Source organism: Priestia sp. MDV22-iso46 (genome assembly GCF_058629175.1).
The window spans coordinates 34,258-52,512 of record NZ_JBZVWT010000011.1 but is presented as its reverse complement, the minus strand read 5'-3'; the positions used below and the strand labels follow the sequence as shown (position 1 = coordinate 52,512).

Below are 18,255 nucleotides of genomic sequence, written 5' to 3'. Positions count from 1 at the left end.
AACTAGGCCAAAAATAATATCCGATTTAGTACATTTATATGAGATTAAATAAATTTATCTTAGTTATATCGACTTCCATTAATGTATAATATGTGAGAAATTTTTAATTGATATGGGAGGGGGCTTATTCTTTTAATATTTCGATCATGGATGTATGTAATAAGATTTAAATGTGTATAGGTGTAAAGAGACTAAGAATAAGGGGTAACACTACTTGTAAGGGAGAGTTTTAATCATTTAGGTGGGATTCATAATTCGAACAAGTAGTGAAGTAGCTTATTAAATAAGGTTGAGATAGGTATTTGTGGGTATAGAAAATTATAAACTTATACACACTTTATGACTGATCTGACTGAAGTGATTCTATATATTTTTTTAAAAGAGGACGGTAATGATATTCAATAATTTTCATCTCTTTTTGCATTTCAGATTGATATTTACGTGTTCCTGAATTCTCATGTGAGCGAAATTTTGTAAGGGATTCATCAAAGTAATGAATTTCATAGCCATTCACAAGCATGCGAAACCACATTTCATAATCGTGCGTATAACGAAAATCTGGAGAAAAAATCCCTATTTTATCGAAAATTTCCTTTTTTATAAGGATCGTACAGCCATTAATAGCATTATAAGTTAGAAAAGCATTATATACATCTTCAAGGTTGGCAAAGCGTTTAGTACACCAAGGAACTAAAACTTGATTATCTTTGTTAATATAATCAAAATTTGTAAAACTGGCGTCTATTTTCTTTTTATTCATGAAGTCTATCTGTTTAGAAACTTTTGCAGGAACAAAGTAGTCATCTGAACTTAACCAAGCAATATACTCACCTGTAGCAACAAATAAGCCAGTATTAAGAGCAGTAGCAGTTCCCCCGTTTTCTTTCCTTATATAAATAATCTTGTCTTTAAATGGCATAATTTTTTCCGTATAGTTTGTAGAACCATCGTCTATTACTACTATCTCTATATTTTCATATGTCTGATCTAAGGCACTTTTAATTGCCTGATCTACGTAAGGACAGTTATAAAAAGGAATGATTATTGATACTTTTGGACCCATTATTTACCCTCCAAAAAATAAATTGTGTTCAGGGTATATGACTTGCTTATTATCCATACTTAATCCAGAATTTTATAAAATGATAGCTTTAATTTAAGCAATGGAAATTATAAGTTATATACTTTGCGGAATATTAAGGAATCCATTAGTCTGAAATTACCTTATTTAATTCACTAATTAGAATATGCAAAGAACTTGTTAAATGATATGAAAACTCTCTAAAAAACACTTTTCATATGCCAGCCTCTAATGGGAATAAGGAAAAAGGTTCGATTAAAGTAAATCTTAATTAATTTCAAACAAGAGATTTTATAAGAATTAGCAAAGGACTAATTAATAAAGTAGCCATTTTTCTTTCTCTAGTTATTAAGACCATCTACTTGTTGACGATAAAAATCAACAATATTCTTTATAGTAGTTTCCAGAGGGATTCTTGGTTGCCACCCCAATTTAATTAAAGATACAGGGTGCAGATCAACATGATTGACTATAGGGCTTTGATTAGCTAATTTTGTTTGAAATGGAATATTCGTTGTTTTCCTAAATATGTTTATAATTTCACCTAAGGAATGGCTCTTACCAGAAGAAACATCATATATGTCACCAGACTTCCCTTTCTTGAGAAGACAATCATAAGCTTTCACTGCATCTCGTACATCTAAAAAATCCAGACGATTATTTAAATTACTCACGTTTAAGGATTTTTCTTCTTTCCCTCTTTCCATGTTTACGATCCTCTGAGCAAAAATTGAGCAGACTCCTGTAGAGAATCCCGGTCCTATTAAATTTGATGGTCTAGCAATGACAATATGCATATTATATAAGGCAGCCCAAAACTGAGAAAAAATAGATTGTATCGTTTTGCTTAGGCCATAGGGATGGTTAAAAGTGGGGATAGAGGTTGGATTAAATTGGAGAGCTGAACTCACAATAACTGTCTTAGAAGCTGGTGCTTCTTGTCGGAGAGCCTCAATAAGATATGCTGTGCCCATTGCATTCACTTCTAGGGAATTAAGAGGATCTTCCCATGAACGACCTACCGCATTCTGTCCTGCTAAATGGAGAACATAATCAGGCTTTATTTGTTTAATAAGGTCTTTTATTCCCTTTTTATTAAATAAATCGCATTGTTTTGTTTTAACTTTTTTATAACAAAAGTTTCTCTTGTTAGTTATGGCTATAATATCCAAGTCTAATTTTGAAAAATATTCACACGCATGTTGTCCAGTAAAGCCGCTTGCTCCGGTAATTAATAATTTATGTTTTGCGTTCATCAGTTTCACATCCCACCCAATGTATTTAAACTTCCCATTAAATTAAGCTTAATATTAGATGTATGCTGAAAAAAACAAATCTTTCATTTAGAGCCTTTATGCTACTGTATTAAAATATTGTTTTTAAAATAAAAATGGTAGTTTATAACATTAATCGGCTGCATGAATACCTATATATAAGGGGATTTGGGAGCGCTGATGTTATAAAAAGAGGAGAGAAATTTATGAAAATATTACTTGCTACATTTTGGGAAGTCCCTCATGTAGGTGGCGTTTGGAATTATATGCAACAGTTAAAAAAAGAACTTGAAGCATTGGGACATGAAGTAGACTTGCTTGGTCATGGAGCAGGGAATGAATCAGTTCATATTGTTAATAAAAATCAAGAATTTATTAAAGATGAGCTTTCATTAGTCACAAAGTTAGCTCAAAAAGAGAAAAATCAACCTCTCCTATATAAAGATGAAGTAGTTAAATTTTATGAGAAGCAGCGTCTGGGTTATATGGAAGGAATTACGAATCTAGGCATAGATCAATACGATATAATTCATACACAAGATGTAGTGTCAACTGCCTGTATTAGCCCGCTAAAACCTGAAAAAACAGCATTAGTAGCAACTATACACGGTTGTGTGGCTCACGAATTAAATCACTACGTTAAAAATACTTTGAAATCCTCTACCGCCGATATAGCATGTAAGTATTTTAATGAGCTTGAGCATACAGGTGCTATGTCTGCTGACTGTACAGTGGTCGCAAATAACTGGCTTAAGAATATTTTAATAAAGGAATTTCAGGTTCAAGAGCAAAAGCTTAGAGTATTTCATTATGGATATGATATTGATTCTTTTCTTCAGCGGATGCAGAATCCCTCAACTCTTCGTTCACGCGTTGGTCAACAAGTAATTATTTATACGGGAAGATTAGTTGAGATTAAGGGAATTCATCATTTATTATCTGCCCTCAGTGAATTAAAAAAGTTAAAAAAAGGATGGGTATGTTGGATAGTTGGGGATGGGGATAAAAAAGCTGAGTTAAAAGCTCAGAGCAGAGCACTAGGGCTAGGAAAAAGAGTTGTTTTTTTAGGCAACAGAAATGATGTCCCTTCTTTACTATCTCTTGCTAATATCTTTGTACTTCCTAGCCTTATAGAAAATCAGCCCCTATCCGTAATTGAAGCGCAACTTGCTGGCAAACCCGTAATAGTAAGTGATGCAGGGGGATTGCCAGAAATGGTTCAACATGGTTCAACAGGAGTAATCTACCCTGCTGGAGACCCAAACTCACTATGTAAAAATATTTATAATTTATTAATAAACCCAGAATACAGGGATAGCTTAGGGGCTAAAGCTCAGGAATGGGCCTTAAATCATTGGTCACAAAAAAAAGCAGTTGATAAGGTATTGAACGTTTACGAAAAGGTTCTCTCACACCGGAAGTAAACTTATAACTTTTAGTAGTGTGGCAAAGGTAAATTAATTCATCTTTTTAACGAAGTATTGGGTATGGAGCTTACACAGTGACCTTTTTGATGACATATACTATTGAAACTTAAAGAGGAGAGAATAGTATATGAAGGCTATAGTAACTGGAGGGGCGGGTTTTATTGGTTCCCATCTTGTGGAAGAACTTATTATAAAAGGATTTGAAGTTCATATAATTGATAGCATGATCTCAGGAAAGCAAGAGAATATACATCCTCTTGCTACTCTTCATGTTGAAGATATATGTAGTAAGCAGACTAAACAAATTATTCTCAAAGAAAAGCCAAATATAGTGTTTCATCTGGCTGCTCAGGCGGATGTTTCAAGATCTATCAATGATCCCCAGTACGATGCTGATGTAAATATAAAGGGGACTATCAATATACTTGAGGCTTGTCGAGATGCTTCTGTTGATAAAATTATATTTGCATCCACTTCAGCTGTTTATGGAGAGTTACAAAAAGATTTAATTACCGAGATGGATCCTACAGTACCCATTTCTTATTATGGGTTATCTAAGCTAGCAGCCGAGTCATATATACGCCTATTTTCGCGTTTATATGGACTATCTTATACAATTCTTCGTTATGGAAATGTATACGGACCTAGGCAGACCCCAAAGGGTGAAGGAGGAGTAGTTGCAGTATTTTTAGATAGACTAAATAAAGGAACTATGCTAAATATTCATGGTGACGGCGAACAAACCCGTGATTTTGTTTACGTAAAAGATATTGTTCAGGCAAATATAGCTGCTATTGACAAAGGCCACCAGGAGGTTATTCATGCTAGTACTACGCAGAGAACCTCTGTGAATCGTCTATTAAAGGAGCTTGAGAAGATTCATGGTTCTAAAATTAATATAAGCCATACGGAAGGACGCCCTGGAGATATTAAACATAGCTGTCTCGATAGTAAAAAAGCGTATAAGCTATTAGAGTGGCAGTCTCAAGTTTCTATCTTTAATGGCTTAAAAGAAACATACACATTTTTAAAAAATAATAAATAACATTTATAAATATGATTGTTTAATAGTTAGTCGATTTACTCACTTGACTTAAAGCTTCTCTATGACTCACCCATAATCCTTTGTGTGAATGCTTATTTTATTAGATTAGTAGTTACTAGCCCTTCCTTTTTTTAGATTTGTGCATTTAATATAATATATAAACTCGTACAAATTTTATTTTAAGGGGAAAATAGTATGAATTTAGAAGGTATAAAAGGGCACTACGACGCTATTTTCAGTTTAGGGGATTTGTGTTTGACTTCACTTCAGCTTAAAGATAACAACTTAAGAACATTTTCCGGAATCTTAGATTGGGTCTCATCTCCTTCTTTAAAGAATGTTAATGTTCTCTTACAGAACCGATTTGCTGATTTTTTGAATCTAAAGAACCTTAGAATTATAAAATATATATCAGAATGGGACTTATTAGTATGGGATGAAGTTTATAATATAGGGTTTAATCATGATTTTAAAACAGATAAAAATACACTTACCCATTTAGGTGGCTATGCTGAAGTCAAAGAAAAATATGATAGAAGAATTCAGCGCTTTTTAGAGAAGTTGTCCACAAGTCAAAGAATCCTGTTTATAAGAACTGAAGCAAGTTTTGAGGAAGTTGCTGAGCTTGAAGCTATCTTATCTGGAATGATTGCCAATGATTTTAGAATTCTTATTGTTAATCATACGGATGTGGACCATTTAGTTGAAAAGAGTTGGTCTCTGCAAAGAGTCTGTGCTATTGAACTGCCCAATCATGATAAATGGAATGCAAATAATCATTATTGGAAAATGATACTAGCTGATATTACCCTTTTATAATTACATGAAGGAGCCTTCTCTTACCTAATTATAAAGGGGGTAATTTTTATATAATTATGAACTTTTGCTGTTAGTAAGAGCAATTATTAAACTTAAAGGGAGGATATGTGCTGAGGTATTAGTGTAAATACATAGAATTTATTCTTTATTTTGTTCTAAGTCAGTTATACCGTATAAATTGTTTTCTCTAAATATAATTAACATGAAGATTATTGGACAAGTTGAAACGAATTTTTATTCAATTTCATTTAAGGCATCTCTTCTAAGGATGTTAGGGTGCTTTTTAAGGGTGCCCTTACTATGGTAAAGAGCAACTGATAAATCTGTTTGTAACTAAGTATTTAAATTAACTTATCCTTAGTTATAACATAGTAAGCAAATAAGGAGGGGTGTATTATGGATAATAATCACTTTCAAGAGACTCATAATAGTAATGATAATAACTCCACTCAAAAACAACGTTACCGCGTGATAACAGGAGCATTTAACGATAAAGTAACAGCAGATCAAATTGCAACTGAAATAAAAGAGCGTTATGGTTTAACAGTGTATGTAATTCCTGAACAAGTTAAAAGATCTAGCTCTTCCTGAATGGGTTATGCTAAGTTAGCTTTTATAATTATAAGAGTTACACAACAAATAAGGTATTATAAAAAGAGACAGCTAATTAGCTTCATTTTGAAATAATTGGCTGTCTATTACCCCTTTAATTTAATTATTTAAAAATGAATGTTTAAATAAATCACAAAACTTCAAACAATAGGACGAGATAAAAAAGGACATCATTTTTAGTGTGGCTTTCTTTATCATTTCTATTATTTAGAGGGAATTATTTAGACATCCATTCTTTTAATTCATTTAACATCTCTCTGTAACCTGGAGGGGTGTAACAAAAGTCTGTGCGGGTACTAATGATTGTTCGGTCTAATACTACTTCCTCGTCGGGACTTATTTCAATATCATCCTTCTCAAAAACTTCTTTAAACAATTCTAATAATGTTAATTTTGATAACTTTTGCTTTGAATGTAGATGATATAATCCCGTAACATTATTTTCTATAAAAAATTCAATTGCCTTCGCTAACTCTAAGGTTGTTACTCCGTTCCAAAAAACTTTTTTATACCCTTTTATTATTCCCCGTTGGTTCATGAACCAAAGAAATAGACCAATTCCACCTTCCTTCAGTTCAGGACCTATTATTGAAGTACGGATTGTTAGGTGCTTATTATCAACAATTTCACCAAGTTGTTTAGATTGAGCATATACCGATGTACCATCTGGAGAATCGTTTTCTGTATAATCCCCTTTTAATCCTAAAAATACGCAATCTGTGCTAATATGAATTAACTTACCTTGATAACGTTCAATTAATTTAGCTAATTGATGCGGTAGTAAGCTATTTATTTGAAAAGCACGCATAGGATTATTACTTGCGTGTTCATTTAAGACTCCAATGCAATTGATAATAATATCTGGCTTTATAGCGTCGATAGTTTCCTCGAGCCTTTTAAAATTTGTTATATCCAAGTAAATTCCATTTTTATCCTTAGGATCTCTTGATGTATAGGATACATCATAATTTGAATTTAGCATGAAATACCTTGTGATTACATGCCCTGCCATTCCTTTTCCACCAAGAATCAATAATTTCATTTAAATAAAACCGCCTTTCAGCAACATTTCTCTAATTGCCTCTTTGCTAATTGTTTCTTTACTTGAATCATATTTTTCTAGGTTTACAAGGGTGTATGGTGCGTAATATTCTTTTAAGCCTTCAATATGGATTGGAGGTAAAATAACGAAATATTCATCATCATATGTGACAGTGGTCGTACTCTCATATTCAGATAAAAGTAATTCGTGTATTTTCTCTCCAGGTCGTATACCTAATGTTTCAATTTCAATCGTTTCTTTACCAGAAGCCTCTATCAATACACTAGCTAGGTCAATAATTTTGCAAGTAGGCATTTTCATAACAAAAATTTCTCCGCCCAGACTTTCAAATGTCGCCTTAAAAACAAGTTTTATTGCATCTTCTAAAGTTAGAAAGAAGCGGGTCATATTCGGGTCCGTAATGCCGATTTTCCCTTTCTCCTGAATTTGCTTTTTAAATACATGAATAACACTCCCGTTTGTTCCTAGTACATTACCGCCACGTATACAAACAAATTTAGTTTTAGTATTTAATGTGTTAGCGTGAATAATTAGCCTTTCTCCCATCGCCTTTGATAAGCCATAGAAGTTAGCGGGGTTTGATGCTTTATCAGTAGAAATATAGACAACTCTATCTACATTGCAACTTATAGCTGCATCTATTACATTTTGTGTTCCATGTACATTTGTTTTCAATGCCTCAATTGGCTGATCTTCGCATACTGGAACATGCTTTAAAGCAGCTAAGTGAAAAACATAATTCACATCTTGACAGGATTCCATTATTGCTTCTCTGTCTTTAATATCACCAATTATGAAACTTAATTTAGGATGGTTGTCAAACTCTTGCTTCATTGTGAATTGGTTGGACTCATTTCTTGAAAAAACGCGGATTTCTTTAGGGTTATGTGTTAATAGTTGTTTAACTAATTCGTATCCCCATGAACCTGTACCGCCTGTCACTAAAATAGTTTTATTTTCAAACACCTTTTATTCCTCCTAATACTACTTTAATCACTTTATCTGAAACGTTTAGATGACCGTACCCTTCGGGATAGTACCAATTTTTTAATTGATTAACCATTACATGGACACAGCTTAAAATTTGATCAGCACTTATTCCTGAAAGCATATTACTTCCACATTCAATTGTTTCTGGTCTTTCAGTTGTTTTACGAATGGTTACAGTAGGAACGTGAAATAAACAGCATTCTTCTTGTACTGTACCGCTATCTGTCAAGACACAGTAAGCGTTTTTTTCAAGTTTTACAAAATCAAAAAAGCCAAATGGCTTATGAAGTTCTACTAGTGGGTGAATGTTAACAAGTGAACTATGTTCTATTCGAGACTTTGTACGAGGATGTATGCTACATATGACTCTTTTTTGGTAATATTCGGCCACCATGTTGATCCCTTTAATAATTTCCAGTAATCGATCTTCATGATCAACATTTTCCGCACGATGGGCTGTAACTAAAAAGTAGTCTCCTTCTTTTAAGGACAATTTGTTAAGAATCTTACTATCTTCTATTCTAGATTTGTAATACGTTAAAACTTCATTAATTGGGTTTCCAGAAACAATAATTCGATTAGAGGGGATACCCTCTCTAAGTAAGTTTTCTTTACTTTGGGGAGTATAAGGAAGATTGAAACTTGAAATAGAATCAATAATTCGTCGATTCTTTTCTTCAGGCACTTCTAAGTCAAAGCAACGATTTCCAGCTTCCATATGAATAACTGGTATACCCATTCTTTCAGCTAAAATCGCACTTAGACCACTATTAGTATCACCTAATACTAAAATTTTGTCCGGTTTTTCTTTCAAAAATATACCTTCTAGCTCTTTGTACATTTTTGATAACTGTTCCCCTAGGGTAAGTTGTTGGTTAGCCAATATATAATCTGGTTGGCGAACATTTAATTCTTGGAAAAATACCTCGCTTAATGAAGCGGTAAAATTTTGTCCTGTATGCACCAAAATGTGTTCTGTAGCGTAATCATCCAGTTTTCTGATAATGAGGCTTAAACGTATAATTTCGGGTCTTGTACCCAAAATGGTCATAACTTTCATTGTATACACACCCTATTCATGTTATTTGAGCATAAATACCTGCTCTATTTCGTATTCGCCCCCTTATTTATTAAAATATGCTCACCCTTGTTTCTTGCTATAGGCTAATCTATTAATCTTCCCAATAAAAACTTAGCTACCCAATTTATAAAATTTTTTAAGTGAAGTGGAAGGAAGGCGCTATAAACATAAGGCTTTCTTTAGAGCTTATTATTCTTTTGTAAAACTTTAAAAATAGCGTTAAAAAGAGTTGCGTATTGGGCTTATAAATAAATTTAAAAGGGATATTTATTTATCCAAACATTATAAAGAAAAACAGCAGAAGCTTTTTAGGAAGTTCTGCTGTCTTTCTTTATAATGACTCTTTCTTTTTATCTTCATTATCATGGCGATAAAAAAGATATGCTCTATCTTAAATGCTAATCCCAATAATTACTCAAACTTACTCCGTTTAATACATAATCCCATACTAGTTCATTATTTGGGTCATCCATAGGTACTTGAACAGAACAGACCCCATCAATCGTCCAATGCATATCAATAACGTTTTTAAGTCCCTCTGCCGGCTGAAGGAGTAATATATTAAACGACCCTTTTGTCAACCCTGATATTACAGATTTTAATTCTATAGCTTCTTCTGGACTAGCTGCTCCCCATCTAATAAATAAAATGGAGGAACTATTTTCGACTTTCTCCAAAAATCTAGCTATTCGCTGATAGAGTTTCTCTTTATAGGAAGGGTACATTACAGTCCAATCCACGTTTGGAATGATAGGGAAATCATGGACAGAAATGATATTGTAGTAAGTATCATGAATGAAGTGAGCATTAACTGGTTCAGTTCCTCCTTCTTCAGGAAAGATTGCTACGCCATCATCGAGAAAATGAGCATAACCGTCAGTTCGCTGCAAGTTTTGAAACTCCATAAATCCAGTAAATCTATTTCTTAGCAATCTACTCACATCAGAAATTGAATTAGATATCATCCAGTCTAAAGGGAACGAAAATCTTCTCCAATTATGTCTTCTTAAATTAAGAGAGGGACCACACCAGCTGCCTAACCCTAACATTAAATCATAAGATCCTCTAATATCTTGTAAATTCAATATAATCATCCCTTTACTTTTAACAGTTCTATTATAGTAAATGCTAAATCATTTATTTTTGCTTGGACAAAGTAACTACAGACTTAGAGAAACTTAATCCTAATAGGTCTTAAGTAACTAAGAAAAGTGGATAACTATCTAAAAATTATCCCCCACTTATTTTAAAATTTAGGGTATATAGCTAAATACGTTCAGATGGCAATTTGTTTAGTTATTTCTAGATTCATGTTCATATAAAGTATTAATTTACACTAAAATATAAAAAGCACTGAATATTCCTATAAGGTCAGTGCTTTTAAAAGTGTATGGTTATATTTTTTACATTGGTAGTGGTATTTAATATGCCAATAGTTTTTTCATTAATTTAGAAGAGTTAATGAACTGCTCGATTTGCATTGATTCTTCCGTAAGTCCAATATGAGCCTGTGCCTGGTACTGGATCACAGGTAGATAAAATAGTATTTTTAATTTGTACATTATTTTTCCCTTGAGCTGCTAATAATGCTGCTAATCCAGCTACGTGGGGGCAGGCCATCGATGTACCACTTAAATACGCATAATAACTTCCTGTGTAAGTGGATAAGATAGTTGAACCAGGAGCTGATACTTCTACCCAAGTACCATAATTAGAAAAATCAGATTTTTGATCGTTTATATCTGTAGAAGCGACAGCAATTACGTTCTGATAAGCAGCTGGATATGTTAGTGTATTAGAAGCTTCATTTCCAGCCGCAGCTACAATAACCACCCCTTGATTCCAGGCGTGATTAATGGCATTCTCTAAAGTAATTGATCCTTGAGAAGAGCCTAAACTCAAATTAATTACTTTAGCTCCTGCATTTGTTGAGTAAGTAATTGCATTTGCAATATTACTCAAGGTTCCATTTCCGCTGTTATCAAGAGCACGAACAGGTATTATAGATGCTGAAGGAGCTATCCCTGCAATACCTAAACTATTTTCTGTAAGAGCTCCAGCAATACCAGCTACATGAGTTCCATGACCATTACCATCGTTAGGATTTAAATTCCCCTCTACAAAATTATAACCAGGCCAAAGCTTAATAGCTAACTCAGGATGGTTTAATTGAACTCCTGTATCTATAATAGCAATTTTTATATTTCCGTTACTGGTAGTAACATCCCAAGCATCAGGAGCTTGTACTTTTTGAGGGCCATACTGATAGGCGAAAAAAGGATCATTGGGTGTATAGAAGGCTTTCAACATATGATTTGGTTCTGCGTATTCTACCTCTTCTAATTTATTATAAATTTTAATAAGTGTATTAATATCCCTTTTAGAATGTAAAACTTGAAAGTCAAGTTCCTTGTTGTGGTCTAAAATTGTACATTTATGCTTATGATGGATTTTTAGCTGTGTTTCTTCACACACATCTTCTTTAAACTTAACGATTATTTGAGTGTTCTTAGTAAATTCTGAAGAACCTAACTGTAAGAGTGTTACTATATATTTCACAGTGTAAAATAACAATATAATAACGAATACAGATGAGACAATAACAAGCCAATTAAGCATCTATTTCCCTCCTAAAGAACTGAGTACTTATAGAATATTCATGTTCCGTTAGAAAGGATTGGACAAACGTATTACTTATGAAAACATTAATTGAATTTATAAATTCAGGTTAAAATATGTATAAAGATATATTCGTAAGCAATGTATTACTGAATTCTTTAATTACAGTTCTGTAGACCTCGGTTTGTGAAAATACTGATCCTCAAGGAGTGGATAAATCAATAAAACAAAAACAACTATCCTCAAACGAAGACAGCTGTTTTTTTTCTTATAAAATTTAGTTGAATGTCTCAACGCTTCTTGGCAATTTTGCCTGAATTATTTGATGTTAATGTTAAGAAAATTTTCGTTTTATTACCCACAGATTTTCTTGCTTTTTTCATGGCTAATCCCCCTCTTTATATTTATAATGATGCTACATTGACTATTATAGAAAAAATCATCAAGTTTGCCTGGGCTATTTTTAGTAAATTAGGATTGTGCCCTCTTTTAAATTAATGTATAAAAATTACATTTTACAATAAAAGCATATAGGAAAAGTGCGTTTTTATAATTTGTGAGGAAAGATATATAAATTACATTATGGTGATAAAAAAAGATTTCGGTTTAGGAAGAAAACTTATTCCAATTACCTGGTTTATTATAATGTCACTAAAAATTACCTTAATTATGGTTCTTACTTTTTCATAATTAGATAATATTCTTAGATAGTACTTCTTATCTTAAGGTGTGTATTCAGTATAATATATACGTATTTCCAACTCTTTTGTTCCATAATAAGGATTTTTAGTCTTTTGGGATTATACACTTTATAATATGTAAGATAAATACAAGTTTTTGAACAAGTTTTAATACTCTAAAAAAATATTATGTAATTAGAATGATTTAATAAGACTAAATAAGTAGAGTAGAACTAGATTATTTAACCATTTTTAGTAAAACAAATAATAATTGAGCTTTTTGCTTATACAGATTTCAATTTTTTTCATATCATGTAGTATCTCTTTTAGGGGGTGATTGCATGCCAAAACATCGTACTTCTGATGAGCGTCGTAGCTCACGACGTACTTCTGACGAGCGCCGTACTTCTTCAAGTAACCGTGGGACATCTTCGAATGGTTTTCGTTTGGATGGTTTAAGACAAGGTGATAGAATTGAAGTTTTTTCTGCTGGAAATCAACTTAACGGAGTTGGTACATTTATCCGTATACGCGATGGATTTTTAGTCTGGGTGAATGAAGATGGTAATATTACTTCAACTAGCTTAGATACTATTAGTATCAGTAGAGTATCTGGAACAATGTAATTTGGACGGGCTATTTGCAAAGTTTTAATAAATTAGAAAACTAAAAAAACTACTGTGTTAAGCCAGTAGTTTTTTTCTTTTACTAAGAAAAGGATCTTGGGATATAGCAGTCTACTGCCTGGTTGGTGTAATTAGAATTTTGTATGTCTGCACTATTTTATGCACAACTAATTAAGGGGTCTGTGCAAAATTTTAGCTTTTAATTCAAGAAAATTTTGCTCAGTACGAAGAGCATTAACCTCTGAGAACAAAGAATTTCTTACAGCTCTCCTTTGTGAGGAGGCTTAGGGATATTATAGAATACATAACCAAATTGTATTTGAAAAGATCACTTCTTTATAGAAAAAGTAGTTATTTTCTTTTTTTAGTTTCCGCAAGTTTACATAAACTAAAGGTAAACAGAGTAAACATAAAAAAGACCCTCACCTCTCAGGAGATAAGGGTCTTTTCAGTTACCTTCACTTACATACTATTATTTAACATCCTAGAACATTTTTGTATTTCATTACACAGTATTACGTTCTTTCGTGCAACTTGGCCGCCTAGAGGAACATGGTTAGATACTATACCCATAGAGTTTTCAACCACGGAAAATCCTATGCCAAAAGCTTTTAGGTTTTGATTCTAGGTTTTCCTGAGCAGCTGCAATTAGTTTCTTTGTATCACTAATTTCTCGAATAGCATTAGTTAACTTCTCGTCCCTTTTTTCTAGATTATTTTCAATATATTTATCTTGAGAGGATAACTTTTCTGTAAGCTGTCTTATAAGCTTGCTTTGTTCATCTAAACGTTGAATAAGTGCAAATTGAAACTGCTCATCTTTTTCAGAACGATTAAGTAATTCTTGAACTTTATCTTCGAGAGATTCCACCTTTTTTTCGAGCTTTGATTGAACCTCGATAGATTCTGGTATGATTTCTCCCTGAAGCCATTGGTTAATCATTTTATAACTCCAATTTTGCTCTTGTATTCTTTTCTTGATTTCAATTAGCAAATCAATATTCTGTTTAGTATATCTTCGGTGGCCTCCCTCTGTTCTTTGAATCTGGAGATTAAATTCTTTTTCATACAATCTAACTAAATCAATACTTAATCCAGTTAATTTCACCGTATCTTTCAGAGTGTAAACAACTTCTTCATCTAAGTTATTGGACATTTTTCTAGACTTCTCCTTTCTAAATAAAAAATCTAGATGGCATATAACATTGTTACAAAAGGATTATTCGTGAATCTAGAACCTAGATGTACAAGATATTAATCAAGATTTATATTTCTGGTTTAATTCTAGATAAAAGCAAAAAATTCTTTTTTATTTATTGATATTCTAATTCTCTGGAATAACGTTTATACCTTCTTTCTTTTAATTCTAGATAAAAACAGGAAATTTTCAAGGGGGGAATATTTATTTTATATATTAATGAAATGCCTATTATTCTCCTCGAAATCTCTTATATATAATTCTTATAAATGTACGAGATAGAATTACTTGGAGATCTTTACATACTTTATATACATGAGAATTATTTTTAAATTATCTCTGATATCTAGAAAACTAGAGTATTTGCAAACCAATCTACAAAAGGCTTTTTGGTGATTCTAGAATGCACTTACACTAGTTTTTATTCCAGATTGAAAGTTACTTTCAAAACCATATATTTTAGTGGAGAATAAAGTGATATTATTCCTTATTGTAAATTAATGAAACAACTAGTTTTTTTATATGGACTCCATTCCCCAGATGTATAGATAAGCTCAACTTCTTCATAGATTGCTCTATTTATGTTATTAGATATTTTTCAAGTATTCTTGTTTGTAAATAACTAAATCTTGAATTGATTAAAGCCTTGGTAATTAAGGCATGATAATGATTCTAGAATGTACTTTATCTAGCTTTAAATCAAGAATAGAAATTCAATTTAAATTCCAGAATGATAACCATTTAAATATAGACGCTTATCTAAGATATTTTTAAAATATCTTAGATTAATGCTTTATTATTAATCTATCTAACCAACAAATTTCGATTTAATAAAAGTGGCTGCGTTTATTCCAAACCAATAAGTTAAACTTAAGTTTAACTTATTGGTTTTTTTAGAGTTAGGCACAATAAAAAGAGAATATAAGTTGAACTCATTATATAAAAATACTTTAATTTAGCGATTTTAATAGAAAATAAGTTTAACTTAATAAAAAATGCATTTTGAACCAAAATAGGAACTTTGCTTATTTTGTTTTTAGGTATTTCTTATATCGATACAAAGCATGGCGACTAGACAAACCAAAGTAGGTGATAAGGTATTCATTTGAATATCCTTCACAGATTTTATTTAGTATACAACTGTTTCGAAACTGTGTTGATCTTGCCTTAGCTTGTATACCTGAGCGTTTAACTTCTTTCTCAATCATCCGCTTTACACCAATTAGACTAATTCTTTTAGGCTTGTTTAAATTATAATCGTACCAATAAACCATCTTCTGAGGATGAAAAGAAAGAAACAAAGGGTCGTCTGTATAATCTTTAGGTTTAAATAAGGCAGGTATGTTTGAAAAGTAATTGTATATTATTTTTTTATCGTCTTTAGAAAGGTTTAAGACACGTTTTCCTTTGTTAGTTATAATAGTTAATTCATTTTGGCTAAAGTTAATATCGTTTATATTTAAAGATACCACTTCATTAAGTGTAAGGCCGTAATGAAGCATTAGAATTAAAATTGAATAATTACGAGGAGCTATATATTTATGTATTTGCAATTGAGTTTCTGTCAGATTTTTTTTACTGACAACAGAGTTTAAAAGCGAAAAGGTATCCTTTTTAGTTATAAAGTCACTTTCAACTAAATCCCTCTGCTTTTTTGTTGTAGCTTTAAGCGTTCCAAATTGATCCGTTAAATTATGATATTCTAACAATCTGTTCAGATGGGAAGCCACACGCCTTAAATTGGCCTCTGATAAGTTTTTTTCTTTCAGATAGGTAAGGTATTCTTCGTAACAACTTTTCTCTTCTGGCAAGATTCCTGGCGTTATATCAGGGGAGTGTTGATTTAACCATTTGAAGAACGCCATCAAATCATGTTTATACATGGAAACTGTAGAATGTTTTTTCCCTGTTTCATGTAAATGAATAAGGAAATGTTGAACAAGAAGAGGAATATCCATATAAAACACCTCCATTATTGGTAAATTTAATATACTATGGATGAATATAAAAATCAAAACGTCAACTAAATTAAGTAACGTATATTGTATATTAAATTTACCTTTCGCGCAAAAAAAATTCCGTTTAAAAATATTAAAACACGCCCATAAAGGCGTGCTAATAACACTATTTTTTATTAAACTTGTTTACGCAAGAAGGTTCGATATATTTCCCTTAGTTCTTTATTTTCGAAGTCATTTATCAGCCTTGGCTTGAGGCCTACTTCTTCACGTTTTTTTAAGTCCTCGTTCATATTTCGTAGTACTTCTTGGACTGCTGCTTCTTGAGCTTTTCTTAATTCTTCCTGATTAGGCTCCTCGGAATTTAAAACTAACATTTTTCTTAATTCTTGAAATTGTAAAAGCCTTTTTTCAAATTCTATTTGATTTCCATTTTCTTTATAAAATAATTCTTGTTTTTCCTTTAATGTAAGGTTTTCAAGAGCCTTTTCTTTATCTTCAGCTTCTATCATAAAATCTGGAACTAACTCTTTTCTAGTAGACTTTTTAGGTGTAGAAACCTTTGATTCTTGTGATACTTTCGCGTAGTCTTTTTGAATGGCTTTTATTACATAAGAATGCGGATGAGTGATATCTCCAATAACTAAACGACCTTGCGTGTATTTTACATTTCTTTCAACTTGTTCTTTTGTAAATTCTGATAAAACCCACTCGATTTTTTCAGGCTTAACTCCTAAGCTCATTAAGTTATGGTACAATCCATTTTCTTTTTCGTTATCTAATAAATCTAATGAAGATTGGGTTGATTTAAGTTTCGTCTCTTTGGAAGAACTAGTACCATTCAAAGCAGACGAACTAGTAATGATAAACTCTATAGAGGTTACTTTTCTACCTGTTTTTATTTCTACAAATTCAAAGTAAATATCTGTTTTATTATTTATTTCTTTTTGAGCTACTGCTAATACTTTGCTCTTAAAATGGCCATACTGTTTGTATTTAGTAGACTCAATAGCTAAAAAATGACGTAATTCTTCAAGAGTTAGTTCTCTTTTTCTCAAACGCTCGTATTGCTTAAGAAGTTCATAAATACGAATTGAATAAACCGAATTAAGCCTCACAACATTTTCTAACTGGTACGAAGTAAATTTTTCCTTAAGCTCTAAAAATAAATATTTTAGACTAGGGTGAAATTGTAATGTTATATACCCTTCATTTTCTTCGTAGATCGAGGTAATAACCCAGTTATAGTTTCTTTGTCGGCCTTTTTCCTTTATGGTAAGAATTTTTGTTTGAAGACCATTCACAATTTCTTTTAAGTATGAGTAGAATCCTGTTCCTTTCTTATTTCCCACTATTTCTATAAAATCTTTAGCTCGGAATCTATATGTCTTTAATGTTTCGTCATTAGGTTGAACTTTAGACGCCATAATCAACAAAATCCTTTGTTCCTGCAAGGATAATTTATATGTACTCTCAATTAAAATGTTTGACTTAGTTACCCAGTTTTTTATGTTTATGCTTTCCAGATCATATGGTTGAACTACATTTGATTTCTTCATAAAATCCCCCATATTTTTCTAAACTATCACTAAAATATCATAAAAGTGATACTGTGTAAATTGCATGTTTAAGAGCAGCCTGTCCTTGCAATTTAAATATCACGCAAAATTAGTGATAGTTCAGGAGGAATTTTAACCCTAAAAACATAACTCAACCTTAATTTATTACCTTATATTTTAATTTTGATGCGCAAAATTGGTGATACTTAAAGCATGTCTACAT

The 18,255-nt window shown here is 31.9% G+C and carries 15 protein-coding genes; 5 read left to right on the top strand and 10 right to left on the bottom strand.

Going from position 1 to position 18,255, the window contains the following annotated elements; all coding sequences use genetic code 11:
- Positions 1-337 precede the first annotated feature (337 nt).
- Together AC4NPH_RS27215 and AC4NPH_RS27210 are read right to left on the bottom strand one after the other, a co-directional pair.
- Positions 338-1,063, bottom strand: coding sequence for a glycosyltransferase (locus AC4NPH_RS27215; protein ID WP_098314845.1), 726 nt, complete (start codon positions 1,061-1,063; stop codon positions 338-340).
- Between the two features lie 359 nt (positions 1,064-1,422).
- Entirely contained in the window at positions 1,423-2,337 is a 915-nt protein-coding gene (locus AC4NPH_RS27210) for an NAD-dependent epimerase/dehydratase family protein (RefSeq protein ID WP_098314846.1), read from the bottom strand.
- A 224-nt stretch (positions 2,338-2,561) separates the two neighbouring features.
- On the opposite strand from AC4NPH_RS27210, the gene AC4NPH_RS27205 reads away from it, so the two are divergent.
- The 4 genes from AC4NPH_RS27205 to AC4NPH_RS27190 all read left to right on the top strand — a co-directional run bounded on the left by AC4NPH_RS27205 (position 2,562) and on the right by AC4NPH_RS27190 (position 6,237).
- Complete coding sequence (locus AC4NPH_RS27205) at positions 2,562-3,779, top strand: glycosyltransferase family 4 protein (protein WP_491939299.1); 1,218 nt, start codon at positions 2,562-2,564, stop codon at positions 3,777-3,779.
- Positions 3,780-3,909: 130 nt separating this feature from the next.
- Positions 3,910-4,827, top strand: a complete 918-nt coding sequence (locus AC4NPH_RS27200) for an NAD-dependent epimerase/dehydratase family protein (RefSeq protein WP_098197425.1) — start codon at positions 3,910-3,912, stop codon at positions 4,825-4,827.
- A gap of 195 nt (positions 4,828-5,022) precedes the next feature.
- A complete protein-coding gene (locus AC4NPH_RS27195; protein ID WP_097813207.1) occupies positions 5,023-5,646 on the top strand; it encodes a DUF1796 family putative cysteine peptidase in 624 nt (207 codons plus the stop codon).
- Between the two features lie 396 nt (positions 5,647-6,042).
- A complete protein-coding gene (locus AC4NPH_RS27190) occupies positions 6,043-6,237 on the top strand; it encodes an SPOR domain-containing protein (protein ID WP_097813206.1) in 195 nt (64 codons plus the stop codon).
- Between the two features lie 238 nt (positions 6,238-6,475).
- On the opposite strand, the gene AC4NPH_RS27185 is transcribed toward AC4NPH_RS27190, so the two are convergent.
- The 5 genes from AC4NPH_RS27185 to AC4NPH_RS27165 all read right to left on the bottom strand — a co-directional run bounded on the left by AC4NPH_RS27185 (position 6,476) and on the right by AC4NPH_RS27165 (position 12,011).
- Positions 6,476-7,300: a dTDP-4-dehydrorhamnose reductase family protein gene (locus AC4NPH_RS27185; protein ID WP_097813205.1), complete on the bottom strand. Its 825-nt coding sequence runs from the start codon at positions 7,298-7,300 to the stop codon at positions 6,476-6,478.
- Positions 7,301-8,287, bottom strand: a complete 987-nt coding sequence (locus tag AC4NPH_RS27180) for a polysaccharide biosynthesis protein (protein WP_029319771.1) — start codon at positions 8,285-8,287, stop codon at positions 7,301-7,303. It abuts the gene before it with no gap.
- A complete protein-coding gene (wecB, locus tag AC4NPH_RS27175; RefSeq protein WP_029319773.1) occupies positions 8,280-9,371 on the bottom strand; it encodes a non-hydrolyzing UDP-N-acetylglucosamine 2-epimerase in 1,092 nt (363 codons plus the stop codon). The genes AC4NPH_RS27180 and wecB overlap by 8 nt, the downstream gene beginning before the upstream one ends.
- A 419-nt stretch (positions 9,372-9,790) precedes the next feature.
- On the bottom strand, positions 9,791-10,441 hold the full coding sequence (locus AC4NPH_RS27170; RefSeq protein ID WP_328230543.1) for a DUF1796 family putative cysteine peptidase: 651 nt from the start codon (positions 10,439-10,441) through the stop codon (positions 9,791-9,793).
- A 409-nt stretch (positions 10,442-10,850) separates the two neighbouring features.
- Positions 10,851-12,011 (bottom strand): S8 family peptidase, encoded by a 1,161-nt coding sequence (locus AC4NPH_RS27165; RefSeq protein ID WP_098314847.1) that lies wholly within the window; start codon positions 12,009-12,011, stop codon positions 10,851-10,853.
- A 1,021-nt stretch (positions 12,012-13,032) separates the two neighbouring features.
- Between AC4NPH_RS27165 and AC4NPH_RS27160 the strand changes: the two genes are divergently transcribed.
- Positions 13,033-13,317: a hypothetical protein gene (locus AC4NPH_RS27160; RefSeq protein ID WP_081113345.1), complete on the top strand. Its 285-nt coding sequence runs from the start codon at positions 13,033-13,035 to the stop codon at positions 13,315-13,317.
- 580 nt (positions 13,318-13,897) lie between these two features.
- Here AC4NPH_RS27160 and AC4NPH_RS27155 read toward each other — a convergent pair.
- From AC4NPH_RS27155 to AC4NPH_RS27145, 3 genes are all read right to left on the bottom strand, one after another.
- A complete protein-coding gene (locus AC4NPH_RS27155; RefSeq protein WP_074684264.1) occupies positions 13,898-14,473 on the bottom strand; it encodes a DUF3967 domain-containing protein in 576 nt (191 codons plus the stop codon).
- 1,067 nt (positions 14,474-15,540) lie between these two features.
- Positions 15,541-16,473: a tyrosine-type recombinase/integrase gene (locus AC4NPH_RS27150; protein ID WP_098314848.1), complete on the bottom strand. Its 933-nt coding sequence runs from the start codon at positions 16,471-16,473 to the stop codon at positions 15,541-15,543.
- Between the two features lie 176 nt (positions 16,474-16,649).
- Positions 16,650-18,032: a replication initiation protein gene (locus AC4NPH_RS27145; protein WP_491939297.1), complete on the bottom strand. Its 1,383-nt coding sequence runs from the start codon at positions 18,030-18,032 to the stop codon at positions 16,650-16,652.
- Positions 18,033-18,255: the final 223 nt, after the last annotated feature.